The sequence below is a fragment of the Enterococcus sp. BWR-S5 genome (assembly GCF_016745255.1).
Lineage (GTDB): Bacteria > Bacillota > Bacilli > Lactobacillales > Enterococcaceae > Enterococcus_L.
Window position 1 is genome coordinate 482,948 of sequence record NZ_JADOEQ010000001.1, and the last position, 26,734, is coordinate 509,681.

28 protein-coding genes are annotated in these 26,734 nt (G+C 39.0%); 22 read left to right on the forward strand and 6 right to left on the reverse strand.

What is annotated here, in order from left to right; all coding sequences use genetic code 11:
* Window positions 1-82: 82 nt before the first annotated feature.
* The gene (locus IW510_RS02480) at window positions 83-904 is read right to left on the reverse strand and encodes a VanW family protein (protein WP_202056484.1); all 822 of its coding nucleotides are present in this window, start codon (window positions 902-904) and stop codon (window positions 83-85) included.
* Window positions 905-1,553: 649 nt separating this feature from the next.
* Here IW510_RS02480 and IW510_RS02485 point away from each other — a divergent pair.
* The 6 genes from IW510_RS02485 to rlmN all read left to right on the forward strand — a co-directional run bounded on the left by IW510_RS02485 (window position 1,554) and on the right by rlmN (window position 9,957).
* Window positions 1,554-3,953, forward strand: coding sequence for an FtsK/SpoIIIE family DNA translocase (locus IW510_RS02485; protein WP_202056485.1), 2,400 nt, complete (start codon window positions 1,554-1,556; stop codon window positions 3,951-3,953).
* 459 nt (window positions 3,954-4,412) lie between these two features.
* Window positions 4,413-4,829, forward strand: a complete 417-nt coding sequence (locus IW510_RS02490; protein WP_202056486.1) for a YjdF family protein — start codon at window positions 4,413-4,415, stop codon at window positions 4,827-4,829.
* Between the two features lie 139 nt (window positions 4,830-4,968).
* Entirely contained in the window at window positions 4,969-5,670 is a 702-nt protein-coding gene (locus tag IW510_RS02495) for a GntR family transcriptional regulator (RefSeq protein WP_202056487.1), read from the forward strand.
* Window positions 5,671-5,927: 257 nt separating this feature from the next.
* Window positions 5,928-6,677 (forward strand): ABC transporter ATP-binding protein, encoded by a 750-nt coding sequence (locus tag IW510_RS02500; RefSeq protein WP_202056489.1) that lies wholly within the window; start codon window positions 5,928-5,930, stop codon window positions 6,675-6,677.
* Entirely contained in the window at window positions 6,667-8,496 is a 1,830-nt protein-coding gene (locus tag IW510_RS02505; RefSeq protein WP_202056490.1) for an FtsX-like permease family protein, read from the forward strand. Before IW510_RS02500 ends, IW510_RS02505 begins: the two co-directional genes overlap by 11 nt.
* Window positions 8,497-8,880: 384 nt before the next feature.
* On the forward strand, window positions 8,881-9,957 hold the full coding sequence (gene rlmN / locus IW510_RS02510) for a 23S rRNA (adenine(2503)-C(2))-methyltransferase RlmN (RefSeq protein ID WP_202056492.1): 1,077 nt from the start codon (window positions 8,881-8,883) through the stop codon (window positions 9,955-9,957).
* 69 nt (window positions 9,958-10,026) lie between these two features.
* Here rlmN and IW510_RS02515 read toward each other — a convergent pair whose 3' ends face one another.
* The 3 genes from IW510_RS02515 to IW510_RS02525 form a co-directional block, all read right to left on the reverse strand.
* The gene (locus IW510_RS02515) at window positions 10,027-10,563 is read right to left on the reverse strand and encodes a GNAT family N-acetyltransferase (protein ID WP_202056494.1); all 537 of its coding nucleotides are present in this window, start codon (window positions 10,561-10,563) and stop codon (window positions 10,027-10,029) included.
* A 248-nt stretch (window positions 10,564-10,811) separates the two neighbouring features.
* Complete coding sequence (locus tag IW510_RS02520; protein ID WP_202056496.1) at window positions 10,812-11,579, reverse strand: DeoR/GlpR family DNA-binding transcription regulator; 768 nt, start codon at window positions 11,577-11,579, stop codon at window positions 10,812-10,814.
* 18 nt (window positions 11,580-11,597) lie between these two features.
* Window positions 11,598-12,359, reverse strand: a complete 762-nt coding sequence (locus tag IW510_RS02525) for a hypothetical protein (RefSeq protein WP_202056498.1) — start codon at window positions 12,357-12,359, stop codon at window positions 11,598-11,600.
* 205 nt (window positions 12,360-12,564) lie between these two features.
* Here IW510_RS02525 and ulaG point away from each other — a divergent pair, with 205 nt between their 5' ends.
* The 16 genes from ulaG to IW510_RS02605 all read left to right on the forward strand — a co-directional run bounded on the left by ulaG (window position 12,565) and on the right by IW510_RS02605 (window position 25,130).
* On the forward strand, window positions 12,565-13,629 hold the full coding sequence (gene ulaG / locus IW510_RS02530) for an L-ascorbate 6-phosphate lactonase (RefSeq protein ID WP_202056499.1): 1,065 nt from the start codon (window positions 12,565-12,567) through the stop codon (window positions 13,627-13,629).
* A gap of 110 nt (window positions 13,630-13,739) precedes the next feature.
* Entirely contained in the window at window positions 13,740-14,198 is a 459-nt protein-coding gene (locus tag IW510_RS02535) for a PTS sugar transporter subunit IIA (RefSeq protein ID WP_202056500.1), read from the forward strand.
* Between the two features lie 15 nt (window positions 14,199-14,213).
* Complete coding sequence (locus IW510_RS02540; protein ID WP_202056501.1) at window positions 14,214-15,683, forward strand: PTS ascorbate transporter subunit IIC; 1,470 nt, start codon at window positions 14,214-14,216, stop codon at window positions 15,681-15,683.
* Between the two features lie 43 nt (window positions 15,684-15,726).
* Window positions 15,727-16,026: a PTS sugar transporter subunit IIB gene (locus IW510_RS02545; RefSeq protein WP_202056502.1), complete on the forward strand. Its 300-nt coding sequence runs from the start codon at window positions 15,727-15,729 to the stop codon at window positions 16,024-16,026.
* 134 nt (window positions 16,027-16,160) lie between these two features.
* Window positions 16,161-16,799 carry a 3-keto-L-gulonate-6-phosphate decarboxylase UlaD gene (locus tag IW510_RS02550; RefSeq protein ID WP_202056504.1) on the forward strand — a complete coding sequence of 213 codons (639 nt, stop codon included), beginning with the start codon at window positions 16,161-16,163 and terminating at the stop codon, window positions 16,797-16,799.
* A gap of 4 nt (window positions 16,800-16,803) precedes the next feature.
* Window positions 16,804-17,661, forward strand: coding sequence for an L-ribulose-5-phosphate 3-epimerase (locus IW510_RS02555; RefSeq protein ID WP_202056505.1), 858 nt, complete (start codon window positions 16,804-16,806; stop codon window positions 17,659-17,661).
* Window positions 17,654-18,358, forward strand: coding sequence for an L-ribulose-5-phosphate 4-epimerase (locus tag IW510_RS02560; RefSeq protein ID WP_269091993.1), 705 nt, complete (start codon window positions 17,654-17,656; stop codon window positions 18,356-18,358). The genes IW510_RS02555 and IW510_RS02560 overlap by 8 nt, the downstream gene beginning before the upstream one ends.
* Window positions 18,359-18,886: 528 nt before the next feature.
* A complete protein-coding gene (gene comGA, locus IW510_RS02565; protein ID WP_202056508.1) occupies window positions 18,887-19,846 on the forward strand; it encodes a competence type IV pilus ATPase ComGA in 960 nt (319 codons plus the stop codon).
* The gene (gene comGB, locus IW510_RS02570; RefSeq protein WP_202056512.1) at window positions 19,800-20,843 is read left to right on the forward strand and encodes a competence type IV pilus assembly protein ComGB; all 1,044 of its coding nucleotides are present in this window, start codon (window positions 19,800-19,802) and stop codon (window positions 20,841-20,843) included. Before comGA ends, comGB begins: the two co-directional genes overlap by 47 nt.
* A gap of 17 nt (window positions 20,844-20,860) precedes the next feature.
* Window positions 20,861-21,160: a competence type IV pilus major pilin ComGC gene (comGC, locus tag IW510_RS02575; RefSeq protein WP_202056611.1), complete on the forward strand. Its 300-nt coding sequence runs from the start codon at window positions 20,861-20,863 to the stop codon at window positions 21,158-21,160.
* Window positions 21,135-21,584, forward strand: coding sequence for a competence type IV pilus minor pilin ComGD (gene comGD / locus IW510_RS02580; protein WP_202056514.1), 450 nt, complete (start codon window positions 21,135-21,137; stop codon window positions 21,582-21,584). The genes comGC and comGD overlap by 26 nt, the downstream gene beginning before the upstream one ends.
* The gene (locus IW510_RS02585; protein ID WP_202056516.1) at window positions 21,559-21,882 is read left to right on the forward strand and encodes a hypothetical protein; all 324 of its coding nucleotides are present in this window, start codon (window positions 21,559-21,561) and stop codon (window positions 21,880-21,882) included. Before comGD ends, IW510_RS02585 begins: the two co-directional genes overlap by 26 nt.
* A complete protein-coding gene (comGF, locus tag IW510_RS02590; RefSeq protein WP_202056523.1) occupies window positions 21,848-22,300 on the forward strand; it encodes a competence type IV pilus minor pilin ComGF in 453 nt (150 codons plus the stop codon). Before IW510_RS02585 ends, comGF begins: the two co-directional genes overlap by 35 nt.
* A gap of 46 nt (window positions 22,301-22,346) precedes the next feature.
* Complete coding sequence (gene comGG / locus IW510_RS02595; RefSeq protein ID WP_202056524.1) at window positions 22,347-22,679, forward strand: competence type IV pilus minor pilin ComGG; 333 nt, start codon at window positions 22,347-22,349, stop codon at window positions 22,677-22,679.
* A 221-nt stretch (window positions 22,680-22,900) separates the two neighbouring features.
* A complete protein-coding gene (locus IW510_RS02600; RefSeq protein WP_202056526.1) occupies window positions 22,901-23,908 on the forward strand; it encodes a class I SAM-dependent methyltransferase in 1,008 nt (335 codons plus the stop codon).
* Window positions 23,909-23,942: 34 nt separating this feature from the next.
* A complete protein-coding gene (locus IW510_RS02605) occupies window positions 23,943-25,130 on the forward strand; it encodes an acetate/propionate family kinase (RefSeq protein ID WP_202056527.1) in 1,188 nt (395 codons plus the stop codon).
* Window positions 25,131-25,182: 52 nt separating this feature from the next.
* On the opposite strand, the gene IW510_RS02610 is transcribed toward IW510_RS02605, so the two are convergent.
* Together IW510_RS02610 and IW510_RS02615 are read right to left on the reverse strand one after the other, a co-directional pair.
* Entirely contained in the window at window positions 25,183-25,980 is a 798-nt protein-coding gene (locus IW510_RS02610) for a DUF2785 domain-containing protein (RefSeq protein WP_202056528.1), read from the reverse strand.
* Window positions 25,981-26,184: 204 nt separating this feature from the next.
* The gene (locus tag IW510_RS02615; RefSeq protein WP_202056531.1) at window positions 26,185-26,658 is read right to left on the reverse strand and encodes a universal stress protein; all 474 of its coding nucleotides are present in this window, start codon (window positions 26,656-26,658) and stop codon (window positions 26,185-26,187) included.
* Between the last annotated feature and the right edge of the window lie 76 nt (window positions 26,659-26,734).

Here is a 26,734-nt window from a genome sequence, read left to right on the forward strand (position 1 = left end):
GACTTTTCGCATTTCCAGTATATTACGGCTTATTGTTTTCTCATATAAAAGATACGTTAGACAAAGGCTGGAGCTCATAAAGTTATCGTTCAACGATAGTTAAATTTGCGGTATCGTAAACAACTTTTGCATGATTGGTTTTAATTAATTCTTTCTTTATTACATTTCCAGTTCTTTTTTCGATGATGTTGCGGTAGACTTTGCCATTACGGTAGACAATTCCCTGTTCACGACTGAAATGCTCATCCTCCACCTTGATATGGTAGCTATAAGGTTGTTCCTTTTCAGCATAGAGCTCACCATGCAAGTAGACTTCATCTGTATAGGTAATCAATTGATAGGTTTGGTCTGTTGTGTTTTTAAAACGATAATCCAAATAGTTATAAACAATGGATGTTCCAGTACCAAAAGGAATCACACGTCCAAAATCAGGAAAAAGGTCTAAGCCATCATGGTGATGATGTTCAACAATCTCAAACGGTGTATGTAGGATAATCCAATGGATAAGATTAGTAAACTGACACATACCGCCGCCTATTCCGCTAATAGATTCTTCCTTTCCTATCATTAAACCTTCTTTGTAGCCATCCTTTTCTTTACAAGGACCGACAAGCTGCCAGAAAGAAAAAACTTCACCGGGCTTGATTACTATTCCAGAAATCTTTGGTGTAGCTATCGCCAGATTTTCTGCTTTGTTATTTTGTAAATGTAAATCGACATTTCCAAGCTTCCTTCGAATCAATGAGCGATGCTTATAGATAGACACAGGAAGTCTGAGTTTTCTTTTTTCAGAAGCAAAGGCTTGACGACTTAATGTGTCGCGTATAGTTCTACCTGCTCTGTTCTTTAAAATTGAAATCTGATACGTGGTTGGCGAAATCTCGCAAAATAATTTTCTACCCAATATAAACCCTCCAATATTTCTTCCCCTTTTCTACTGAATTATTACACAACATTACAAATAAGTCAAATATGTTTCGTTAATATTTCTTAGCATGTAACATTAAAGCGATAATTATTTCATAAGCTGTAGTAAATTCATAATATAGCTACTTTTTGCTGATGAAAAACAGAACAGATAATTGAAATTTTTTTAATTGAACACTAAAACGAATGGGGGTACTTTTGTTCGTCTTCTTTTTTAGGTATAATGGAGGTTATCGGAAAGAGAAGAATTTTACTCTTATATGAATAAGCACCCAGATGCAGTGCTGGCAAAATTCCAAAGGGAAGAGGAACTATTATTCTTATGCATGACCCTCTAGAATAATAGATATCGAACCACTAAAAAGAAAGAACTACGAAATCACTTGAGTAGTTCTCACAAAAAGGAAGAGGAGAGCCATTATTCTTTTGTAGGAACATCTAGAAATAATGGCCATCGGACCACTAAAAAGAAAGAACTACGAAATTATTTGAGTAGTTCTGTCAAAAAGGAAGAGGAGAACTATTATTCTTATGTATGACCTACTAGAATAATAGATATCGAACCTCCAAAATAAAGAAACAGGGAAGTTACCTGACCTGTTTCCTCAAAAAGGAAGAGGAGAGCAATGGCGCAGAAAAAGAAAACCAAAAAACAGCAAAAGCAGCAGGAACAGCTGCGTTATATTTTTATAGGTATTTTCTTCGTATTTTTTGGTTTATTCGGGGTATTAAAATTAGGTTTCTTGGGTGTATTGATTGCTAATGGATTACGTCTGGTTGTGGGCAACACCTACTCAGCAGCGGCGATTCTATTAATGCTTTATGGTTTTTCTTTGATTTTATTTGGCGATAATTTCCCTATAAAATCAACTCGAAAGATTATGGGCGGCAGTTTGGTTTATATAGGAATCTTACTGTTCATACATGCGTATTGGTTCAGAAATATTGGCAGTAGTAATCCTGATATTTTTAATACAACATGGGACTTTTTAAAGATGGATTTGACTAGAAATGTTGTGAAGGAGAATGTGGGCGGAGGAATGATTGGTGCGACGCTTTACTCGATAACCCATTTTCTTGTTGCTCAGCCGGGAAGCTATCTCGTTGCAATAATCTTGATTGCACTAGGTGGTTTTATGGTGAGCATGCTGGACTTTCAACAGATACTCGACGGCATTCAGAAGTTCCGTCAAATGATGGGAAATCTATTTGCCAAAAGCGATGAGCGCTTATCAGCACAATCTGAAAAGCGGGCTGAGAAAAAGAAGCTGAAAGAAGTGGAAAAACAAGAGCGCGCGAAAGAAATGGCCGAGCAATGGCTAGAGAAAAATCAAGTCAGAGAGCATACACCGGGAGAGCAGCTTGCAAAAGCAGAGATGGAGCAATATGAAGTTCCTGAACAGGAGCCGGAACAGCTGACACTTGTACCAATTGATAGTTTCCAAAATCAAGAATCGGGCTACTATGATGAGTATTATGATGAAGAACAGCCAGCTGTGGACATGGATGAACCTGTTGAATATGAAGATGGAGCAGATTTAGAATTTGAGATTGCTGCTGAGACAGAAGATAGAGATTATCAGCTGCCATCACCATCCTTACTGGATTCTATTCCGGCAACAGACCAAAGTGATGAATACCAAAAAATTGAGCAAAATATTACGGTACTGGAACAAACCTTCCGCAGCTTTAGTGTAGATGCCAAAGTAGTTAAGGCTAGTCTCGGACCTTCTGTTACGAAGTTTGAAGTTCAGCCGGCAGTTGGTGTCAAGGTTAGTAAGATTGTTGGATTAACAGATGATATTGCCCTTGCATTAGCTGCGAAGGATGTACGGATGGAGGCACCGATTCCAGGTAAATCATTAATAGGAATTGAAGTGCCTAACAGTACCGTGAGCACTGTTTCGTTCAGAGATATTGTTGAAGCGCAACCGAGTCATCCTGATAAGCTGCTGGAGGTTCCTTTAGGAAGAGATATTTCAGGTATGGTACAATCCGCAGATTTGACGAAGATGCCTCACATGCTGATAGCCGGTTCTACAGGTAGTGGGAAGTCAGTCGCAATCAATGGAATCATTACAAGTATTTTGATGCGGGCGAAGCCGCATGAAGTAAAAATGATGATGATTGATCCAAAAATGGTTGAACTAAATGTTTATAACGGTATTCCGCATTTGTTGACTCCGGTTGTAACGAACCCTCGTAAAGCGGCTCAGGCACTACAAAAGGTCGTTCAGGAAATGGAATTTCGTTATGAAAAATTCGCAGCAGCAGGTGTTCGAAATATCTCTGGGTACAATAACTTGGTGATTCAGAAGAATTTGGAGGATGGTGAAAATCGTCCGATTCTACCATTTATCGTGGTTATTGTAGATGAGCTGGCAGATTTGATGATGGTTGCCAGCAATGAAGTTGAGGATGCAATTATTCGTCTGGCGCAAATGGCGCGAGCGGCTGGTATCCACATGATTCTTGCGACACAACGACCAAGTGTGGATGTTATTACAGGGATTATTAAAGCAAACGTTCCTTCTCGAATGGCTTTTGCTGTTTCCAGCGGAACGGATTCTCGAACAATTATCGACAGCAATGGTGCAGAAAAGCTGCTTGGACGAGGCGATATGCTATTCTTGCCGATGGGAGAGAATAAACCAATTCGTGTGCAAGGAGCGTTCATTTCGGATCAAGAGGTTGAACGTGTTGTTGCTTTTGTGACCGAACAGCAAGGTGCGGATTATCAGGAAGACATGATGCCAACTGAGGAGGTTTCCAGCAGTGGCGGTGGAGAAAATCCGCAGGATGAGCTTTACGGAGAAGCGAAAGCGCTGGTAATTGAAATGCAGACAGCCAGTATTTCTTTACTGCAGCGTAGATTTAGAATCGGCTATAACCGTGCCGCTCGTTTGATTGATGAGCTGGAAGAGAATCATGTGATTGGACCGTCTGAAGGCAGTAAGCCAAGAAAAGTTTTTATGGAGGCTGAGCCGGAGGAAGAACTGCCGGAGCATGATATGGAGCAGCCATAAATAATAGAATAAAACAGGAAATGAAAAACATTAGAAATGACTGAGAGCTACAGCAATGCTCTCAGTCATTTTTTTCGTTATTGCTGAAAAAATGAGTAGAAAAAAATAATTTATTTTTCCTGTTAAATTAGGAGTAAGAGGCTAAATTTTTTGCGATGTATTTTATTTGTTACTTTTGGGTTGCTGGAAAGAGCTCTTGCTCACAAATTACAAAGAAAATATATTTAATGGAATTGCAATCCTTCTCTTTTATTGTATGATTAGTATGAGAGCAAAAAAACACATTTTGGTTGGTAGTCCAAAAGCAGTTCTTGTCAGTAACCTTCCCTCCTGGGTCGTCCATTGTTCTTTTTCTATTTATATAAATCCTGTCAAAGATTTCATTACAAGAAAAATGACGTTTGTTCATCGTTCATGTACACGAATTCCTGCTGGATTTATACACAAGGAGGAAGCAGTATGGAGCTAACGATTTATTTTGATGGACAGTATTGGAGCGGGTTGGTAAAGTATCAAGATACAGAAGGGCGATTGAGAGTTCATCGTCATGTATTTGGTGCTGAGCCGAATGACCAGGAAGTTTATCGGTTCGTTTATGAGCAATTACCTGAGATTATAGAGACAGACTGGCATGGAACTATCACGCTTGAGGAGCAAGGAAATAGAAAAATTAGTCCCAAGCGAATGCAAAGGATGCTTCAAAGACAGAAGAGTAAGCCGATTTTGTCAACCAAGGCGCAGCTGGCAATGGCTGAGCAGAGAGAAGCACAAAAGCAGGAAAGAAAGCATAAAAGCAGAGACAAAAAATTAGAGAAAAAGCAGCTTGTGTTTGAAAAGAAGCAGCAGAAGCGATTGGAAAAAAGAAAAGGCCATTAAGAAGTTATTACTGAGTCTTGCTGCTGAAGCTCTGAGTTTGTCAGTGGTAGAATGCGTATGAAAAAGATTGGTTTCATGGGGATAAAGGGTATGAGACTACAATGAGTGGTTCATCAAGTAAAAATTGAGGTGGAAGATAGTGAGAAGAAAAAGCGTGTTGTATATGGATGTGGCGGAACAAATCAAGGCTGATATTTTGAACGGAAAATATCCGGTTGGTTCATTACTGCCGACAGAATCTGAGCTGGAAGAACTTTTTGATGTCAGTAAAATTACTGTACGTCGAGCGATAGAAATATTAGCAGACGAAGAGCTGCTGGAAAAGAAAAGCGGCAAAGGGACGACGGTTTTGAGTAATCGTCCATATAATAAGCTATCCAAGGCTGGTACATTTACAGAGTATCTGCATGAGTCAGGTCTTGATATCGTGAAGAAAAGCTTGCATTTGGAGACAGTTGATTTACCGAAGGAATCAGCTGCTTATAAGTGCCTTGGGGAACAGGCAGTAAAGTTCTCCAGACTGTATTTGTTGGATGAAAAGCCGTATATCTATTTTAATTATTATCTTCCAAAAGAGCTTTCGGATGTATCAATCGAGCAATTCGATAAGGAATCCTTGTATCGAATCCTTGATCAACACAGCATTGAAATTTTTCGTTTTGAGGACAGCTTCCAAATTGTTACATTAACGCCTGAACAGCAGAAGCTGCTTGATACAACTGAGAAAATGGCCATGAAACGAATTCGTCGTTCATTTGGGAAAAAGAACCAAGTTGTTGAATTCTCAGAAGCAATCTATAATACAGAGATGCATCCTTATGTTATCGAATATGAGGCGTGATGTCTGTAAATGATAGAAAATAGGATAGTATAACAAAAATGAGTGGATATAGTCGTCTATCCACTCATTTTTTGTTTGGAGTCGGGAGAATATCTGCGCGTTTCAGTTGGCGCTATTGTTCATCAACTTGCGTCGCTGATTCCTTATCAAGAAAATAAGGGACGTGACAAAATTGTAAGTCATCTGTTATCCATATCAATTGTCTGTACACTTGGTTTCTTTTAGAATGAACGAGAAAAGAAATGGAGTGGAAATCAATGTTAAAAATCAATAATCTAACAAAAACCTATGGGGATGAAATTAAATATCAGGCCTTGAAAGGTCTTGACCTTACAGTAGAAGACGGCGAATTTATTGGGATTATGGGTCCTTCAGGAAGCGGAAAAAGTACCTTCTTAAATTTAGTCGCAACGATTGACCAACCGACATCAGGAGAAATCGTACTGAATGATAAAAATCCGCACAAGATGGATCAGGAATCCATTGCAAAATTTCGTCGAAGAGAGCTGGGCTTTGTTTTCCAAAACTTCAACCTGATGCCCACATTAACCGTAGAAGAAAATATTATTTTGCCATTGACGCTAGATGGTGAAAAAATCTCAGTCATGAAACGTAAGCTTCAATCACTAGCTGAGCGTTTGGGGATTGAGTCATTATTGAAAAAAAGAATCGCTGAAATTTCCGGTGGTCAGGCACAACGTGTGGCTGTTGCTCGTGCGATGATTCATCAACCACAGCTGTTGTTAGCGGATGAACCAACAGGGAATTTGGATACAAAATCGTCGAAAGATGTTATGGGGCTTTTGCAACAGCTGAATAGAGGAGAGCAAGCAACGATATTAATGGTTACCCATGATCCTTTAGCAGCAAGCTATTGCCAACGTATTGTTTTCATCAAGGACGGTCAACTGGTTAAAGAAATCAAACAGACGAATGGCCAAAAACAGTTTTATGATGAAATCATGGTGAATCTGGCAGAGATTGAAGGTGTTGGCAATGAATTTTAGACAGTTTGTTATTCGAAATACGATGAGGAATAAGCGTCTGTATATGGCGTACTTTCTTAGTACACTGTTTTCGGTCATGGTATTCTTCACCTTTACAGGGTTTGCTTTTCATCCGGCATTATCAGATGGCTTAAATGCCAGCGCACAAAAAGGGATGCTCGCAGCAGCAATCATCATTTATGGCTTTTCCTTCTTCTTTGTTCTTTATTCGATGGATGTGTTTATCCAGTCACGGAAAAAGGAATTTGGCTTATTAATGATTCAGGGAATGAGTCCTAAGCAATTAAAACGGATGGTTTTTATTGAAAACTTAGTAATTGGCTTTTTTGCCACGTTTGTTGGCAGTATCGCTGGTATCTTCTTCTCTCAATTTATTCTATTTGTCAGCAACAAACTGATTCATGTGAACTTGGCTTTCTATTTCCCATTGCAGGCATTATTGATTACAATCGGCTCGTTTACTGTTCTTTTTCTGGCAATTTCATTCTTCATCCAGTTCCGATTACCAAAGCTGAGCTTACAGACGCTACTAAAAGCCGGAGATATGGGAAAAGGCTCGCTTAAGGGTTCATTTGTCAAAGGTGTACTCGCTATTCTTTTGATTGGTGCGGGTTATGGTGTTGCTTTGTTAGTACCGGGACAATTGGTACCAATCGTTATGATTCCTGTTATCTTTTTGGTTGTAGTTGGAACAAGATTTTTATTCAATCAATTAAGTGTATGGAGTATAGAAAAGTTAAAAAGTCGTCAAAAGATTTTCTGGAAAAAAACCAATATGGTTGTCTTTTCTGATTTGGCGTTTCGAATGAAAGACAATGCTCGCTCTTTCTTTTTAGTATCCATCATTTCTACTGTTGCCTTTGCGGCAATTGGTACACTTTATAGCTTCCAGCAAATGATTCTTGAATCTACAGATACGATGCCGTATGAGTTCCAATTGTCAGGAGATGAAGCAGAGGTAGCGCCGATTCTTAATGATTTTTCCGGATTATTGGAGCAAAAAGGAGTCCAAGCCGAGCGTGGTGACTACAGAATTTACACGGATCAAAATCAAGTAAGCTATATCAAAGAAAGCGAGTTTAATCGTTTAGCGGAAATAGCAGAACAGCCAACTGTACAAACGAATGGGCAGGCGATTCAATTGATTTTTGATACGCAGTATAGTGCAGGAAATGAGACGGCGGCTATCCAACAAATTACACTGCCGGATCAACAGACGCTGCCTGTTGCCAAATCTGAAAAAGAGAAGGTTCTCTCTGTTTTTGGAACAACAATTGTCGTACCTGATACAGTAAATCTGGAGGGCGTTCCCTATACAGTTGGTACTGTCTGGGAGCCGAAGGATGTATCACGTGAGGAACTGATTGCACTTGGGAAATCACAAGAAGCGAATTATCAGTTTTCCGGAAAAACCTACATGACACAAACAATTATAGACAGCTATAAGCCTATCCTCTTTGTTGGGGTATTCATCGGTATTGTCTTCTTCGTTTCAGCAGGCAGCTTCTTGTATTTCCGTTTATACAGCGATATGGATGTCGATGTAGAGAAGTTCAAGATGATTTATAAGCTTGGGTTGACGAAAAAAGAATTGAAGAAAATGATTAATCAGCAGGTCGGAATTCTGTTCTTTACACCAATCGTTGTATCTGTCATTCATGGTATCGTTGCACTGACAGCTATGTACCATATATTCAATCAGTCAATGCAGCTGGCAGGCTGGCAGGTACTAGGTGCTTTCATTCTGATTCAGGTGGTTTACTATCTGATTGCTCGCATTTTCTACTTCAAGAAAGTCTATCAAATGGTTCAAGCCTAATAATTAATAAAATCGGAAGAAGTGCAGAATAACAGGCGCTTCTTCCGATTTTTCTACTTGGTTGGGAGCTGTTAGTAAAATAAAATACGAAGGACAGTATAGACAGAAAATTCAGAGGAAAATCAACTTGGTTAAAAGGAACTGGTCGATTCAAAGTCAGATAGTCTACTTACACTAAGGAACTGTCCAAGCTGATTCCGCTTCTTTAATTTATATCCAGTCTGAAAATTTGAAAAGGCGGTAGTAAAAGTGTGAAAATTGCTTCTGGTTTTAGGGGTTCTATTACATGAAAACTCTATGAAAATTTAATCGGACTCCTGTTGCATTGCCTAAGAGAATGCGTTATAGTAATGAAACGAAGACTTGAGGAAAAGAGGAAAACAAGTGGAAAAGATATCCATCTATGGATTTACAAAGGAAGAATTAATCAACTGGTTTATCGAACATGGTGAAAAGAAGTTTCGTGCGACACAGGTTTGGGAGTGGCTATACATTCAACGCGTTCGCAGCTTTAGTGAAATGACGAATCTATCAAAACAGCTGATCGCAGTATTGGAAGAAAACTTCATCATCAATCCATTGAAGCAGGTGATTATCCAGGAATCACAGGATGGAACAGTGAAGTATCTTTTTGAACTGCCGGACAAGAATATGATTGAAACTGTGCTGATGCGTCAGGAATACGGACTGTCAGTCTGTGTGACGACACAGGTCGGCTGTAATATCGGCTGTACCTTCTGTGCCAGCGGTCTGCTAACGAAACAACGCGACTTAACAGCAGGAGAGATTGTTGCTCAAATCATGGAGGTTCAGCATTACTTTGATGAACGTCAAGAGGATGAGCGTGTCAGCCATGTTGTTGTTATGGGGATTGGAGAACCATTTGACAATTATGACAACCTGATGGACTTCTTGCATGTCATCAATGACGCTAAAGGCTTGGCAATAGGTGCTCGTCATATCACTGTCTCAACAAGTGGACTAGTTCCGAAAATCAATGAATTCGCAGAAAATGGTTTACAGGTAAACTTGGCGATTTCTCTTCATGCACCGAATAATGATGTCAGAACATCGATTATGCGAATCAACCGCAGTTTCCCAATTGAAAAGCTGATGGGGGCTGTCGACAACTATATTGAGAAAACGAATCGTCGAATCACGTTTGAATATATTATGCTGAATGGTGTTAACGATCGACCGGAGCATGCACAGCAGTTAGCGGATCTTTTGAAAGACAAGAAAAAGCTGACGTATGTCAATTTGATTCCTTATAATCCTGTCAGTGAACATGACCAATACAGCCGCAGCACAAAAGCAGATGTATTGAGGTTCTATGATGTACTGAAGAAAAATGGCATCAACTGTGTCATCCGTAAAGAGCATGGTACTGATATCGATGCTGCTTGCGGGCAGCTGAGAAGTAAGCAGATTAAAAAAGAAAAGAAAGTTGCTGCTAAGTAAATGTTTAAAAAAGTAAAACTGTTGATGGTTTTTGAGAATGAATCTCGAAATCCGTCAACAGCTTTTCTTTTAAAGAGATAAAAAATTTTTTTCATAGAGCTTGAAGTAGTCCAAGCCATAGTCACTCAACCCTAAGTCAACAGTGTCAACGTAGCTGAATCCACATTTTTCATAAAGACGGATTGCAGGCGCATTTCCTCTGAAAACATCTAATCGAATGGCTTTCATTTGTTTTTCCAGAGCCAATTCACAGGCTGCCAGTAGTATTTCTTCACCGATTCTCTGTTTTGAAAAATTAGGGTGAACCACGAAGGTGTGGACAACCATGATTTCTTTATCATCTGCATCAATTGACCAGTTCGCTTGTTGATAGGCAGGTTCAGTCTTGTGGTTGAGGATGATTGAACCAACGATTTGGTTCTCTTGGCGAACAACATAAAGGTTTTTTTCATTAATACCGGTGACAGCTGTCTCTCTGACTGGATAAACATCTTTTTGCCAACCGGGATGATTGGTATACTGGTTTAAATAGTCAATGGTTGTGGTATATAGCTTATCCAGTTCATCAATATCTAACTGAGTAGCCAGTTCCAGAGTAATAGCCATGGTAGTTGTTCTCCTTTCAAAGTATGAGTCCAGCATTATGTGCGAATATAACATGTGCTGTTTCTTTTAAAATAGTATACAGGAAACGAGAAAGCTTGGATATTATAAATTTATAGAAATATCGATTATAAAAGCGAGAAAAACAGAGGGAGTTTCCCAGTTTTTCTCGCTTTTTGATAGTAATGGATACTATGTGTTATTTTCGTTTTATTGTTTGGGAGCTGATTAAGCTCGTGCAGCTTTTCTTGCTAAATCTCAATTTGAATCACTCGTACACCTGCTTTTTCGAACGCTTTGATAGCTTCCGGCGGTGCAAAGCTGTCTGTAATCAGGTAATCAATATCCTTGATATTTCCGCTGGTAAAGTTTGAAGAGAACCCAATTTTGCGATAGTCAGCAACAACAACAACAGGTCCTTTGGTTCGTTCAATGATTAAGGAATTGATTTTTGCCTCATGTAATACAGGAGTGGTAATACCATTTTCAAGGCTTAAGCCGGAGCAGCCAATGATAGAGATATCCGAAGACATTTTTGAGAAAGATTCAATCGCAATATCACCAACAAGTGCCTCCTTTGGAAAACGAATTTCTCCACCGGAAAGAATGACTGTCGAGTTTGGATGATGATCGATATTTGCAACCTTCACATTATTTGTAACAATAGTCACTCGTTTTTCTTCAAGCTTTTTGATTGCTGCCAGAGCAGTGGAGCTGGTATTGATAAACAGCGTATCTCCTTCTTTGACGAATGCTGCTGCTCGTTGAGCTATGGTACATTTCAGAGCTTCCAGTTCTTTGTTGTAAATTTCGCCATTCTCTTTTTGGATGATTTGGGCTTTGCCGTGTTCTCGTACAATCAAGCCCATTTTTTCCAAGGCGGTTAAATCACGACGAACAGTAATCTCAGAAACCTTTAGAAACTCACTGATTTCTTTTACCGAAACAGTTAATTTTTCCTTTAAAAGATCCATTATTTGTTCACGCCTGTCCTGTATGACTTTATAAGAGCTTTTCATAGTTCTCTCTCCTTATATTTAAACTGTTTTTATATAGAGGGTTTTCCCAAGTGTACGGGCTTTCTTTATTAGTCTGTTTCCTTCAGTATGGTTATCAGCATGGTGCTGACTGCATCCCATCATATAGTATAAATACGCTTGTTCTCGATTATTTAAAAGCGCTGTATCGACTTTTTCAAAGGCTTCAAGACTTTTTTTGTTTCTTCCTTGAAGCGAGAATTTAATTCCTTCAATTTCATGCCAAGAGTATAATCCGCTTAGCTGTTTTTTCTTTAGCTTTTTCAACTTAACAATAGCTTCCAAGACTTGAAGTGCCTGTTCGTTCTTATTTAGAAAATAGTAGCAATGAAGCTGGGTGTGGTAGTAAATAAATAGGTAATCATAGGTTGAACGGAAGAATGCTTCGTGAGCAGCCAAATGCTCGAGACAGGCTTGGTACTCACCTTTATCCAGCAATAAGAGCGCATCAAAAATATAAATGGAGCGTGTAAATCCATGAAAGATATCTTTTTTCAACAGCTGCTGTTTTAAGGCTTCTGCCTGTGGAATGGAGCAATCAATTGTTAATGCGTAAATCATATGATCATATGTTCGTTTCAAATATTCAAACAATAAGATAATAGTTAGAACAATTCCTCCAATGATTGCAAAAATAATCTTCGCACCTATTTGCTCTGTTGTAATGATTAAGTTACCAATATACACAGCGAAAATCAAATAAACACACCACAATAAAAGTTTTTTTCCACTATAAATACTTGTCCAGAATATTTTTTTCATTTTCCTCACCTCAAGGGTAATAATAGCATAAAACGTTCTTAAAATATATTATAAAAAGTTAAACAATCGATAAATGGACTTAAAAATATATAAACGTTCTTAAAAAGAAGAAATAATCGTAAAAAGAGATTGAAAACGGTTAAATTTATTGTAGAATAAAGCTGTAAACGAAAACTGAACAGAATCAAACTAATGGAGGTAGCATATGGCAACGATTCATGATGTAACAAAAGAGAGTTGGATTTTAAGTACATTTCCGGAGTGGGGCACATACCTGAACGAAGAAATAGAACGTGAAGAGGTAAAACAGGGAACAGTTGCAATGTGGTGGCTAGGCTGTACAGGTATTTGGCTAAAATCTCACGAAGGAACAAATATTCTTTGTGACCTTTGGTGCGGAACCGGGAAGCAAAGCCATGGAAACGGCAAGATGAAAAAAGGGCATCAGATGATGCGGATGAGCGGTTGTGAAAACATGCAGCCAAATCTACGCACACAGCCATTTGTCATTGATCCATTTGCTGTAAAGGATGTTGATGCGCTGGTTGTGACACATATCCATTCAGATCATTTGGACATTAACACAGCAGCAGCCGTTCATCAAAATTGTCCACAGGCTCGTTTTATCGGTCCCAAGGAAGTTGTAAATACTTGGCTGAAATGGGGAATTCCTGAAGAGAAGACCCTAATCGTAAAACCTGGGGATCGTGTAGCTGTAAAGGATATTGAAATTGTTGCATTAGAAGCCTTTGATCGAACTGCTTTGGTGACTTGTGAAGATCCGGAAGTAACATTAAAAGGAAAAATGCCTCAGGATATGGATGAAATTGCAGTGAACTATTTATTTGAAACATCTGGCGGAAATATTTATCATGCCGGAGACTCTCATTACTCAAATATGTTTGCGAAGCATGGCAACGAGCACACGATTGATGTCTGCCTCGGCGCCTACGGAGAAAACCCTCGTGGAATTACAGATAAGGTCACTTCTGTTGATATGCTGAGGATGGCAGAATCACTAAATGCAAAGGTTGTCATTCCGGTGCATTATGATATCTGGGCAAATTTCATGGCAGATCCAAAGGAAATCACTGAAATTTGGAAGTTTAAAAAAGATCGTTTGAACTATCAGTTTAAACCATTCATCTGGCAAGTGGGCGGTAAATTCACCTATCCAAATGACAAGGATAAAATGGAATTCAATTTCTACAGAGGCTTTGATGATGTCTTTACAGTAGAAAACGATACGCCATTCCCATCATTCCTATAAAAGGTTCGAGACGTAATCGTTGTAAGTTAGTTTGTTGTTGGAAATCAGAATGACTGTTGTTCATGCAGTACGTTCTGATTTCCAATAGAAAAAATGGAAGGGGATTCACAATGCTGAAATATTTTTATGAAAATGATTTAGTCCGTTTTAGTGACAGAGTACCGAAAAATTGGGAAGAAGCAGTGAAGATCAGCTGTGAAAATTTTTTAGAAAAAAAGATTATCAATCAGACATATGTAGACGAGATTATCTCTTGTGTAAATGAGTTTGGCCCATACATCGTAATCGTTCCGGGAGTTGCGATGCCGCATTCTTCTGAGAAAAGTGAAGGAGTGTTTGGTACAGGGATTGCATTTACTAAAATGCCGGAAGATGTTGTTTTTGAAGAAGGAAATCCTGAAAAAAATGCCAAGCTGTTTTTTACTTTAGCAGCGAAGAATAGCGAAGAGCATATGCAGAACATCGCAAACCTTTCTGAAATGCTGATGGTAGATGGACTGATTGAAGACTTATCTGCAATTGAGTCGATGGAGGATTATAAGCAGGTTATGGGGAAATATCAACTATAAGAAAGAAGGGGTAAAATGGATCAGGTTTTAGACTTTTTATTAGGTATTTGGGATTATTTTGCTGCGAATATCTTAACGCAGCCGGCATTTTTGATTGGATTTATTGTGTTATTGGGTTATATGTTGTTGAAAAAACCTTTTTATGAAAGTGTTGCTGGATTTTTAAAAGCGACTGTCGGCTACTTGATTTTGAGTGTCGGGTCGGGTGGACTTGTTAATAATTTTCGACCGATTTTAGTTGGTCTGAAAGAACGTTTCAATCTGGATGCAATGGTTATCGACCCATATTTTGGTCAAAACGCGGTAACAGCAGGGATTGAAGAAACATTTGGCAGAACCTTCAGTGATACGATGATTTTACTGCTGATTGCTTTCGTCATGAATATTCTATTGGTTCGCTTCAAAAAATATACTAAGCTGCGGGCTGTCTTTACAACTGGGAATGTACAAATCCAGCAGGCGGCAACGGCATTTTGGCTGCTGCTGTTCTGCTTCCCTGATTTAGGAAGAGTAGAAATTCTATTGGTAATGGGTCTGGTATTAGGCTGCTACTGGGCTGTTGGCTCAAACCTTACTGTTGGTATTACTCAGGAGCTGACAGAAGGGGCCGGCTTTGCGATTGCCCATCAACAGATGTTTGGTATTTACATTTTCGCACGTTTAGCTGAAAAAATGAAAAAAGGGAAGAACAATAAGCGAATTGAAGATATCAACTTCCCGGGATTCTTGTCAATATTCAATGAGAACATGGTTTCTACATCCATTCTGATGCTGTTCTTCTTTGGTGTGATTATGGTTGTTTTAGGACAGGATTATTTGATTAGTGCTGGCTTCATGGTAGAAGGACAAAGCTTCTTCTTCTATATTTTGCAAACGTCACTTTACTTTGCTGTATATCTGGCAATTCTGCAGTTAGGTGTTCGGACCTTCGTTGATGAGCTGACGGCTTCCTTCCAAGGGATTTCCAATACATTGCTGCCGGGAGCTGTACCGGGGATTGACGTTTCTGCTTCTCTAGCCTTTGGTTCTTCTAATGCGGTAACTATCGGCTTCCTGTTTGGTGCACTAGGACAGTTCCTAACAATAGGGTTACTGATACTGCTTAAATCACCGGTTATCGTCATTGCCGGATTTATCCCGTTATTCTTTGATAATGCAGCAATTGCGTTATTTGCAAATAATCGGGGCGGCGTGAAGGCTGCTTGTATTTTCCCATTCCTTTCAGGAATTATTCAGGTTATTGGTTCAGCTTTGATTGCATCATTTGTAGGACTGGCTCAATATGGCGGTTATCTGGGAATGTTTGACTGGGCGACTGTCTGGCCGTTGGCAACCGTTGTCATGAAGTTCTTAGGATATGCAGGTATTGCCGTGGTAGTAGTAGCATTCCTTGCCATTCCTCAGCTTCAATATCGAGCAAATCCGGAAGGCTATTTCCTGATTGTAGATGATTATGATGAGTACGTTAAGAAAATGGCTGCCTGAGACAGCCAACAAATAAAAAATAATTTTTAGGAGGATTTTTATAATGAGAGTATTAGTATCATGTGCGAATGGATCTGGAACAAGCTTAATGATGATGAGAAGTGTCGAAAAAGGTCTGACGGAAATGGGCTTCAAGATTACCAAAATCCACCATTGCTCAATTGCAGAAGGAAAAAGCTCTGCTGCGCAATATGATGTAGTATTTACACCGATGAACTTCTTGAATATGTTTGATGCAGTAAAGGAAAAAGGAATCACGGTTATCGGTATTCGTAATGTTATGTCAGCCAAAGAGGTACAGGAGAAAGTGAAAGAAACAAGCTTGGAAGAAAAATATAAATAGAAAAAAATTGGTGAGTGGATGGTAAATATCCACTCACCAAGCTTTATAACAAAGAGATGCAGTAGAAAAAATTTTAGAGCACTCAATCGAATCAGCCCACTTGGGAGAGAGAGTGAAGCTAGGAGGAAAATTAGATGGGAATACCCAATTTACAAGTAGCATTAGACCATTCAGATTTGCCAAGTGCTTTGGCAGACGTGAAGAATGTCGGAGAAATTGTTGATATTTTAGAAGTAGGAACAATCCTTTGTCTACAAGCAGGGGAGGAAGCAATCCGTTGTGTACGAGCACTTTATCCAAATAAGAAGATTATTGCAGATACAAAATGTGCAGATGCCGGGGGAACTGTAGCTAAGAATTGTGCAGATGCCGGAGCGGATTGGATGACAGTCATTTGCTGTGCCACAATTCCTACTATGGCAGCTGCGGCCAAGGAAGTAGAGGAGGTTCAGGTCGAATTGTATGGTGATTGGACCTACGAACAAGCACAAAAATGGCTGGACGCCGGCATTTCTCAGGCAATTTATCATCAAAGCCGTGATGCACTATTTGCCGGAGAAACGTGGGGCGAAAAAGACCTATCAAAGGTTAAAAAGCTGATTGAAATGGGCTTTAGAGTTTCTGTAACAGGTGGTTTGGATGTTGACACATTGAAGCTGTTTGAGGGTGTAGAGGTTTACACGTTTATTACAGGTAGAGGAATCACAGCTGCAGATGACCCCAAAGCTGCTGCCGAAGCATTCAAATCTGAAATTAACCGTATTTGGGGGTGACTGAATGGCAACAATAGGAATTTATGAAAAGGCATTGCCAAAGGGAATCAGTTGGCACGAACGATTAACCATGGCTAAAAAGCTTGGCTTTGACTTTGTCGAAATGTCTGTAGATGAAACGGATGAGCGCCTATCCAGACTTGAGTGGACAAAAGAAGAACGGAAGCAGGTAATTGATGCGATTCATGAAACAGGGGTGAAAATCCTATCGATTTGCCTGAGTGGTCACCGTCGTTTTCCGTTCGGCTCAAAGGACAAAGCAACACGAGAGCATGCGCTGAAAATCATGGGGCAGGCGATTGATTTAGCTTCAGATTTAGGTGTCCGTACCATTCAACTAGCAGGATATGATGTCTATTATGAGGAAAAGACAATTGCTTCTAGGAATTATTTTGTTGAAAATTTGAAGAAGGCGGTAGGAATGGCAGCGTCAAAAGAAGTCGTGCTTTCTATTGAAATCATGGATGATGCCTTTATCAACTCCATTTCAAAGTTCTTGAAAATAAAGGAACAAATCCCTTCTCCTTATTTACAGGTGTACCCTGATTTAGGTAATTTATCTGCTTGGCCTGAAAATGATATCGGCTATGAGCTTGAAAAGGGAATTAGTCAGATATCAGCGATTCACTTGAAGGATACATTAGCTGTAACTGATGAATTTAGCGGAAAATTTAAGGAAGTACCGTTTGGTGATGGCTGTGTTGATTTCTTCGGCTGCTTGAAAACCTTAAAACGACTAGACTACAATGGTCCGTTTTTAATCGAAATGTGGAGCGAGACCAGTCAAACACCTGAAGAAGAGATTGAAAGAGCAAAGGACTTTCTTTTTCCTTACTTAAAGGAGGCAGGATATCTTGAATAATGAACAACTAAAAAAAATGAAGGAACGCGTTTTTATTGCGAATCTGGCATTGCCTAAAGCCGGGCTTGTAAAGCTGACATGGGGGAATGTCAGCGAAATTAATCGGGAGCTGGGGGTTATTGTTATTAAACCAAGCGGCGTACCCTACAGTAAAATGAAAGCTGATGATATGGTTGTGACTGATTTAGATGGAAAAGTGCTGGAGGAAGGAATGAAGCCTTCTTCTGATTTGGCAACACATGTCATTCTATATAAAGCCTTTCCGGAAATTCACTCCGTTGTGCACACCCACTCGAAACATGCAGTAATGTGGGCTCAGGCAGGAAGAGAGCTGCCTGCTTATGGAACGACGCACGCCGATACCTTCTATGGTGCTGTCCCATGTACACGACAGCTGACAGAAGAGGAAGTTAAGACTTCGTATGAAGTGGAGACAGGGCAAGTGATTGTTGAAACCTTTAAAGAGCTGTCTATTGATCCTGAAGCGGTTCCAGGTGTCCTTGTCTATGGCCATGGACCGTTTACTTGGGGAGCAAATCCGCAAAAAGCAGTTGAGAATAGTGTTGTTTTAGATGAGATAGCAGAAATGGCTTTACAAACAGAAGGGATTAATCGTACAATTAAACCGATTCCTCAGTACCTTTTAGACAAGCATTATTTTAGAAAACATGGGAAAAATGCTTATTACGGTCAATAAAATCCAATTAATTAGTTTTCATTTTATCAAAAAAATGTTACTTCGGACGAAAATTTTGAGAAAATGGTCTGTACTTATTTACTACAAATGTAGGAAACATAAGGGTTTCTCTTGGTAAACGACTTGAGCTTTTATCTACTTTATTCAGATAAAAGCTCTTTTCTCAAAAATTTCAACAAATTAGACAATTTTTGAAAGTTACAAATATAAAATTTTTAGTATAATATACATATAAAAGCAATAAACTATTTTGGGGAAGATAGTGCATTAAAACTCTTAGTAATATGGCAGACGTTATTTCGATAACGTCTGCCATATTACTTTATGCAAGATATTTACTATTTAGATTGAAATAATATGCATTTTTTTTTATAAATGAATGAAAGATTACTTTTCAATATAGATAAAGCTAGATGGTCTATCCAGAATAAAAAGTAGAATAGATAAGCAGCCAAAGCCAAGAGAATTTCTTGGCTTTTTTTGTTGCATTCCTTTCTTTTTGCGTAGCTTATATATGAGGAGGATATCATGGATATAAAAGACTTTTCTAAAAAATTGATTGAATGGGGAGTTCGCAATGGAGCGCAGGATCTTTACATTCTACCGAACCAGGATCGTTACGATGTTTTATTCAGAATAGCTCAGCAGAAGAAAAAGTACAGACAACTGTCAAAGGAATACGGAGAAAAGCTGATTTTTCATTTTAAGTTTATTGGACAGATGGATGTAGGAGAAAAAAGAAAAGCACAGGTTGGCGCAGTCAGCTATTTGATAGATGAACAGGAACGAAGGCTGCGGCTGTCAACAGTTGGTGATTTCAAGCAACGAGAGAGCATTGTTATCCGTTTTTTGCATTATTTTGGAGACAGTCAGGAAAGTTACTTGCTACCCCACCAGCTGACAAAAATCAGAGGCGGTGTCAAAAAGGATGGACTTCACTTATTTTGTGGACCGGTAGGCTCTGGAAAGACCACCTTGATGTACAAATTGGCAAAAGAAAATCGAAGAAACAGCCAGATAATCTGCATTGAAGACCCTGTTGAAATCGAAGAGGAATCATTTCTCCAGCTTCAGACCAACACGAAGATTGAGTTGACCTATGATGTTTTAATAAAGGCTTGCTTGAGGCATCGTCCAGATATATTGATTATTGGAGAAATTAGAGACTCACTGACAGCAAAGGCAGCAATCAGAGCCGCTTTGACCGGACACACGGTTTTCGCTACCGTTCACAGTAGGGGAATAGCCGGTGTAACAGAGCGTTTGATTGAGCTTGGCGTACAGGAACGGGAGCTAAAGGAATGTTTGAGAAGCGTTATCTATCAGCGCTTGATTCCAGTAATGACTGTGAGTGGCGAGCAGCCAGCGTTGCTGATGGAATATTCATTGTTTGAAGAAAGGAGCAGTAGCTGGAATCAACTGCTTAGGAAGGTATGGGCGTATGGGTTTATTGACAAAAACGTATTTTTTAAAGAGCAAAGACATTAGTCTGTCAAAGAAGCAATCAGCAGATTTCTTTAAGCTTCTGGCAGAGCTCCTTAACAATGGTTTTTCAGTTAATCAAAGCTTTTCTTTTATGAAGAAGACAAGAGTTCTTCCGGAAAAGATAATTGATTTTTTACTTGAGGAGCTGAATCGTGGGGAAGAGCTGACGAAATCCTTGTCTGAGCTGGGCATTTCAACGGAAATTATCACACAAATTGAATTTGCTCAAAGTCATGGCAACCTTTCCGGAACATTGGCGGGAATAGAACGACATCTAGCTACTATACAAAAGCAGAGAGAAAACATGAGAAAGATTTTACTTTACCCGATGATTTTGCTGGTTTTTCTTTTTTCCGCCTTGATTGGTATGAGGCAGTTTCTGTTGCCGCAGCTACAAATGAGCGGCTTGACTGCGACAGATAATCTAGGTGTACAGCTTGTACAGACAAGCCCATATTTTATTGGCGGTTTTATTTTAGTCAGCGGAGTCACATATTTTAGTGCAGCTCAATTTTTAAAAAGGAGATCAGCACTGGGCAGAGCAACCATTATTTCTCGGATACCCGGAATAAAATCTTATTACGTACAATATATTTCCGGCTATTTTGCGTTGGAATGGGGGAAGCTTTTTGATCAGGGAATGGAGATTAAGCATATCATTACAGTAATGAGCCAATTAGTAAATGAATCCTTGATGAAGGAGTTGTCAAAGCAAATGGAAGCGAGGCTGCTTGAAGGAGAAGCGTTTTCTCAGCAGCTTGAGGAGTATCCGTTCTTTGCTGACGAATTGGCACTAATTATTCAACAGGGAGAGGTAAAAGGAAACTTAGGGAAAGAGCTATTAATATATAGTGAACTATGTCGAAATCATTTTTTTGTAAGACTTGAAAAGCTGATTCAATGGTTTCAACCAATTATTTTTTTAGTTATTGCAGCGGCTGTGGTAGGTATCTATGCGGCGATGCTATTACCAATATATGGAGGGATAGAAAATCTATGAATAAAAAAAGAGTCGAAATGAAGTGGCGGGCGTTAGAAACAACAAGAGTACTTAAGCGGCCATTGAAGGCCTTCACACTATTAGAAATGCTGATTGTCTTACTGATTATCTCAGTATTGATTCTACTATTTGCCCCAAACCTATCGAAGCAAAAGGATAGTATTGATAAAAAGGGAAATGAAGCAATCATCAAAGTTGTTGAAACACAGATGGATGTTTATCGTTTGGAAAACGATCAGATACCAACGGTTGATACCTTACTTTCCGAAGGTTATATCACACAGGAGCAATATGATAAGTATAAAGCGAATAAATAGGTCTGCCGGCTTTACATTGATTGAAACGCTTTTAGTTTTGTTTGTCATTACATTGTTGATTGGCCTCCCTTCTATTTTGATGGAAAGAAGCCAGGAAAACATCCTTATTGGTCAATTCTTTGGGAGCTTTGAAAGGCATCTGCTGCAAACACAACAGCTGGCTGTTACGGGGAGTGAGGATACAATGATTCATTTTGCTGAAGCGGATTGCTTGGTGTTTACCTCGGCTTATGGAAAGGAAGTATTGACCATCCCAACGACATTGGAGGCTGTTGGACCGGAAAAAATTGTCTTCAAGCAGAGGACTGGAAATAATGGGAAATTATCCAAATATAGTTTTATATGGAAAAAACAGGGACGACGGATTGATTATCAATTTCAAATGGGAAGTGGGCGCTATGTTAAAAAAATCAGTGAACTTTAAAGGCTATGTTTTTGCAGAGAGTCTTATTGCTTTATCGATGATGACTGCGGTGATTAGCGGACTCCTTTCAGTCAATCATATTCTTTTCAGTAAAACCTTAAATCTAAACAACGAACTTTTGATGCAGCGGGTACTCTATGAAGAAATGATGTATGTTGATAAATACGGACAGGTCGATGCGCAAGAGATTCACCGAAATGGAAAGAATTACTATGTCACGATTGTTCAAGAGGAAGAAAAATGGATAAAGGCGGAGATTAGACATGAAAAGGCTATTTTTTCCATCGAGCGTCGATGACAAAAGGAGCCGCTTTATCGGCTTTACTCTCTTGGAGTGTTTGTTGGCATTATTTCTTTTTTCGGTCATCTGTCTATTGGGTTCCGGATACATCAAAAATGTACAGGTACTAAGCAGACACCTGCAAAATACTTCCGAAAAGGAATGGCATATATTTTTGATTCAGCTTGAAAATGAGCTAGAAGGGTGTGAGCTTGTTTCAGTTGAATCCGATTCTTTAACTTTCTATGATTCAATCCGTGAATATACTGTAAGAATCGAACACAAGAAACAAAAAATCATCAAAACTGTGAATGGCGGTTATCAACCGATGCTGACTAAGGTAGATTCAGCTGTATTTAAACAGACTGATCGAAAAATTGAACTTCAGTTGCATTTTGAAGATGGTCAATATAGAGAAGCTCTATTACCTATATAAATGATAGGAGCATCTTTATTGAGTAAGAGAGGGAAGGAGATGACGAATGCTGACGAGAAAGTATGAGGGGAGCGTAATGATGGCTGTGCTCCTCTTTTTTTATTTATTTACACAACTATTCCTATTAATGGTCACGGACTATCGATTGACGCATTCGTACACAGAGAGTACACAGAATTTTTATACTGCCCAAATCATGAAAGCGATGTTTCTGGCTGAAATCAAGAGTGTCAGCCAGCTGGAAGACAAAGGCAGGCAGGAGTTTTCAACGGGTGTCTTAGAGTATCAGAAAACAGAAGAGGCTGTAGAAATCGTTGTAATTATCTCAGGAAAAAGTTATTCGTTTCATGAGGAGCTGTCGAAAAAAGCATTGAAATGATAGTTTGTGAAATGTGTATCAAACAGGATGAGAATTTTACTAATACAGAGTAGTAAAAAATACTAAAACAATAAGAATTCTTCTACAAAACCCATATTTTTAAGGCGGAAAAAGTGAATTTACAAATATTGCCATAAAATTGATTGATTATTATGCGTTTTTTAGATAAAATAGAACAGGTATAAAAGTTGTTATATTTTTCTAGAAGTTGAGGTGTTTTTTTGTTTTCTGAGAAAATGGAAAAGGCTTTCGAGTTAATGGAGCAGGCAGTGCAGTTATTGAAGAAATCTTTGGATACTTCTTTTCTGGACGCTTATATCGAAAATGGAGATAATCTACTGGATAATTTCCAAGTGCGTGTTCTTGACGGGAAACCTGATGAAGAAACAATTTTTGAATTGAAAGAGCTTTATAAAGAGCTTAAGCAAATTGATTTGGAGCCAGAGGAATTTCGTCGTCTGACTCAGCTTGTCCTGTTGAAAGGAAATAAAGATGAGCCTGTACAGGCGAACCATCAGCTTACACCGGACAGTATCGGCTTTTTATTTGTCTTTTTGATGGAGCAATTCTACGCAGAAACGAGTGACCTGCAAATTCTGGATATTTCGTCTGGTATGGGCAATTTGTTACTGACAGTGCTGCTGAATTTGAAGCTTTCCAAAAAGACTGTAACCGGATATGGTGTTGATGTCGATGATACATTGCTGTCAGTTGCTTCTGTGAATGGCGGACTGACTGGTACGGATATCAAGCTATTTCATCAAGATGGGCTTCAAGAGCTGTTGATTGATCCTGTTGATGCAGCTATCAGCGACTTGCCAATTGGCTATTATCCAAATGATGAAAAGGCGGCAGGCTTTACTGTTGCAGCTCAAGAGGGGCATACCTATGCTCACCATTTACTGATGGAGCAGGCGATGAAATATGTGAAATTAAATGGCTTTGGTTTCTTTCTTGTTCCTGCGAATATTTTTGAGTCTGAACAAAGTGAACAGCTTAAAAAATGGATTCAGGAAAATGTATACTTACAAGGTGTAATTCAATTGCCGGATGCCATGTTCCAAACTGAGCATTCAAGAAAAAGCATTCTGATTGTTCAGAATAAAGGGGAACGCAGCAGTCAGGCGAAGGAAGTTCTTCTTGTTAAGCTTGCATCACTGAAGGAACCTGAAAAAGTCACTCAATTTTTTCAACAATTTGAAGCTTGGAAATCTTCAAATTTGAAATAAACTACTTACAATAAACTTAAAAGAGGAGAGTATCATGTCTAAAACAATTGCAATCAATGCCGGAAGTTCAAGTTTAAAATGGCAATTATATGTTATGCCTAGCGAAGAGGTTATCGCAAAAGGGATCGTTGAACGAATTGGCTTGAACGACTCTATTTTTACAATCAAATATGGTGAAGATCAAAAATACGAAGAAATCGTTGATATCAATGACCATGATGTAGCTGTAAAAATGTTATTGGATAAGCTAATCGAACTGAACATCCTGTCTTCTTATGACGAAATTACCGGCGTAGGTCACCGTGTTGTAGCTGGTGGAGAAGATTTCAAAGATTCAGCGATTATCGATGATGAAGCATTAGCAAAAATTGAAGCACTGGCTGATTTGGCTCCTCTTCATAACCCTGCCAATGCAATGGGAATCAAAGCGTTCAAAAAAATCTTACCTGATATTATCAGTGTAGCTGTATTTGATACTGCGTTCCATACAACAATGCCTAAGCACAATTACCTGTACAGCATTCCAACTGAATACTATGAAAAATACTCAGCACGTAAATATGGTGCACATGGAACAAGCCATATGTATGTTTCTCAGCGCGCTGCTGAAATGTTGGGTAAACCAATTGAAGAGTTGAAAATCATTACTTGTCACTTAGGAAACGGTGCATCAATCACTGCCGTTGATGGTGGAAAATCTGTTGATACTTCTATGGGCTTCACTCCATTAGCAGGTGTTACAATGGGTACTCGCTCCGGTGATATCGATCCTTCATTGCTGCCATACTTGATGGAGAAATTAGGATTAACTGATATCAAAGAAATGATCGATATTCTAAACAAGAAATCAGGCTTGCTGGGCTTGTCTGGTATTTCAAGTGATATGCGTGACTTGGAAGCAAACATGGACAAGGAAGAAGTTCAAATTGCCTATGACGTGTTTACCGACCGTATCCGTAAATATATCGGAAGCTATGTAACGGTATTGAATGGTGTAGATGCAATCGTATTTACAGCTGGTATCGGCGAAAATGACTCTCACGTTCGTAGCGAAGTAATCAAAGGCATGACTTGGTTCGGCTGTGAAATCGATGCAGAGAAAAACAATGTGCGTGGAAAAGAAACAGTAATTTCAACTGACGATTCAAAAGTGAAAGTATTGTTGATTCCAACAGATGAAGAATTAGTGATTGCGCGCGACGTAGAACGTTTACGTGGATAATAACTAAAAAAACAAGGCGACTGCTTCTGAAGCAGTCGCCTTGTTCTTTTAGTTAAATGATTCCTCTTTTCTTATAACAGCTATGAAGAAAATGAAAAATCGACTCTTGAACAAGCTCAAAATCAAGCAATTCAAATCTTAATACCCAAGAGAGGGAAGTTAAAAAACGATTCCAACAAATGTTACGATTATTTTGATTTAAGATTGTTTGATTATTTTGATTAATCCAATGGTTCAGCTCATCTTGAGATAGGAGCTCTCTTTTTATTAATACGATAATAACAGGAACCATTCGACTTTCCTCTTCCCAAAGAAAATCATCGATATCGAATATGGCGCGTGTGAGGATGCTCAGGATTTGTTGGGCTATCGTTTCTGTTGCTTGCTTAGAGCGTGCGACAGCTGCCAGTAAATCAGCACCGTGGGCAAAAGCATGTGCCCAGCCTTTGACAGGCACTAATCCACGATTATCCTTCTCTATCTCCATGTAATTCAATGATTCTGCAATGAGCTGTTTCTCCATCTCAATTTCCAGCCAGTTGTTCTTATAATGATCATCCAATAGCTGTACAAGAAGTAGTGAGGTGAAGCTTCTCGTAAATGTATCATCTGTCTGTTCCTGTTCAATTCCTTGGTAAAGAAGTTTTCTAGCAAAAATTTCATCTAGCAGCCACTGCTTTTGATTGTTCGTCAATCGATTATTCTCTAAGAGTATGCACCACCCGCTATAGATAGTTTCTCGCAGCTCCTCAGAGAGTGAGCCTATATGCTGAAGCATTAAGTGAATTAATTCATCAGAAGCAGGTTGATTACTTTCCAATTGTTTAGTGACAAAAATCTGTTCGTCCATGTGTGTTCCTCCGTCATTCTTACTACTGATAGTATACCAAATGAAAAACAGTAAAGGGACTGAATAATGAGGAAAAAGCGGCTAAAAGTACTTGAATTTCGATAATAAGCCAGTTTTGAATACCTGTTTAAAAGTGTATTACAGAATAAAGCACAAAAAAAGAAGGTCCCTATTTCAGAAACCTTCTTTTTCAAATAAATCAGATTATTCTTTTTCTTCTTTAGGTACATCATTTTCTAAGTCTGTTCGAACCACTAAGACATCACAGCTCGAATTTCGAATGACATACTCAGAAACAGAACCAATGAATAAGCGTTCTACAGCATTCAGACCTGTTGCGCCAATCATGATTAAATCGACATTGTTGTCTTCAGGCAAATGCTTAGCGATGATCACTTTGGGTGAACCGTATTCAATAACAGTGGATACTTTTTCACAACCATGTTCTTCTGCCTGTTTTTTATACTCAGCCAGTGTTTGTTTTGCCATTTCAGTTGCTTGTTCAGCCAACATACCATCAAATGAAGAAATGGACTGGAACGCACGAGTATCAATGACATGGGCAAGTAACAGCTCTGCATCATTTCTTATTGCAACGTTTACAGCTTTTTGATACGCTAGTTCCGCTTCGGCAGAACCATCAACAGCGACCATGATTTTACTATAATTTTGTAACAAAGGGATCACTCCTTTTCTATAAAAAATTATTCACACTTTTATTGTAGAACAAAACCTCAAAAATTTAAATCAAAAA

What these genes read in the sequence shown, in the direction of transcription:
- IW510_RS02485 (WP_202056485.1), top strand. Translation starts at nt 1,554, where the DNA reads ATGGCGCAGAAAAAGAAAACCAAAAAACAGCAAAAGCAGCAGGAACAG.
- IW510_RS02490 (WP_202056486.1), top strand. Translation starts at nt 4,413, where the DNA reads ATGGAGCTAACGATTTATTTTGATGGACAGTATTGGAGCGGGTTGGTA.
- IW510_RS02500 (WP_202056489.1), top strand. Translation starts at nt 5,928, where the DNA reads ATGTTAAAAATCAATAATCTAACAAAAACCTATGGGGATGAAATTAAA.
- IW510_RS02505 (WP_202056490.1), top strand. Translation starts at nt 6,667, where the DNA reads ATGAATTTTAGACAGTTTGTTATTCGAAATACGATGAGGAATAAGCGT.
- IW510_RS02515 (WP_202056494.1), bottom strand. Translation starts at nt 10,563, where the DNA reads ATGGCTATTACTCTGGAACTGGCTACTCAGTTAGATATTGATGAACTG.
- IW510_RS02520 (WP_202056496.1), bottom strand. Translation starts at nt 11,579, where the DNA reads ATGAAAAGCTCTTATAAAGTCATACAGGACAGGCGTGAACAAATAATG.
- IW510_RS02525 (WP_202056498.1), bottom strand. Translation starts at nt 12,359, where the DNA reads ATGAAAAAAATATTCTGGACAAGTATTTATAGTGGAAAAAAACTTTTA.
- ulaG (WP_202056499.1), top strand. Translation starts at nt 12,565, where the DNA reads ATGGCAACGATTCATGATGTAACAAAAGAGAGTTGGATTTTAAGTACA.
- IW510_RS02535 (WP_202056500.1), top strand. Translation starts at nt 13,740, where the DNA reads ATGCTGAAATATTTTTATGAAAATGATTTAGTCCGTTTTAGTGACAGA.
- IW510_RS02540 (WP_202056501.1), top strand. Translation starts at nt 14,214, where the DNA reads ATGGATCAGGTTTTAGACTTTTTATTAGGTATTTGGGATTATTTTGCT.
- IW510_RS02545 (WP_202056502.1), top strand. Translation starts at nt 15,727, where the DNA reads ATGAGAGTATTAGTATCATGTGCGAATGGATCTGGAACAAGCTTAATG.
- IW510_RS02550 (WP_202056504.1), top strand. Translation starts at nt 16,161, where the DNA reads ATGGGAATACCCAATTTACAAGTAGCATTAGACCATTCAGATTTGCCA.
- IW510_RS02555 (WP_202056505.1), top strand. Translation starts at nt 16,804, where the DNA reads ATGGCAACAATAGGAATTTATGAAAAGGCATTGCCAAAGGGAATCAGT.
- comGA (WP_202056508.1), top strand. Translation starts at nt 18,887, where the DNA reads ATGGATATAAAAGACTTTTCTAAAAAATTGATTGAATGGGGAGTTCGC.
- comGB (WP_202056512.1), top strand. Translation starts at nt 19,800, where the DNA reads ATGGGTTTATTGACAAAAACGTATTTTTTAAAGAGCAAAGACATTAGT.
- comGC (WP_202056611.1), top strand. Translation starts at nt 20,861, where the DNA reads ATGAAGTGGCGGGCGTTAGAAACAACAAGAGTACTTAAGCGGCCATTG.
- comGD (WP_202056514.1), top strand. Translation starts at nt 21,135, where the DNA reads ATGATAAGTATAAAGCGAATAAATAGGTCTGCCGGCTTTACATTGATT.
- IW510_RS02585 (WP_202056516.1), top strand. Translation starts at nt 21,559, where the DNA reads ATGTTAAAAAAATCAGTGAACTTTAAAGGCTATGTTTTTGCAGAGAGT.
- comGF (WP_202056523.1), top strand. Translation starts at nt 21,848, where the DNA reads ATGAAAAGGCTATTTTTTCCATCGAGCGTCGATGACAAAAGGAGCCGC.
- comGG (WP_202056524.1), top strand. Translation starts at nt 22,347, where the DNA reads ATGCTGACGAGAAAGTATGAGGGGAGCGTAATGATGGCTGTGCTCCTC.
- IW510_RS02605 (WP_202056527.1), top strand. Translation starts at nt 23,943, where the DNA reads ATGTCTAAAACAATTGCAATCAATGCCGGAAGTTCAAGTTTAAAATGG.
- IW510_RS02610 (WP_202056528.1), bottom strand. Translation starts at nt 25,980, where the DNA reads ATGGACGAACAGATTTTTGTCACTAAACAATTGGAAAGTAATCAACCT.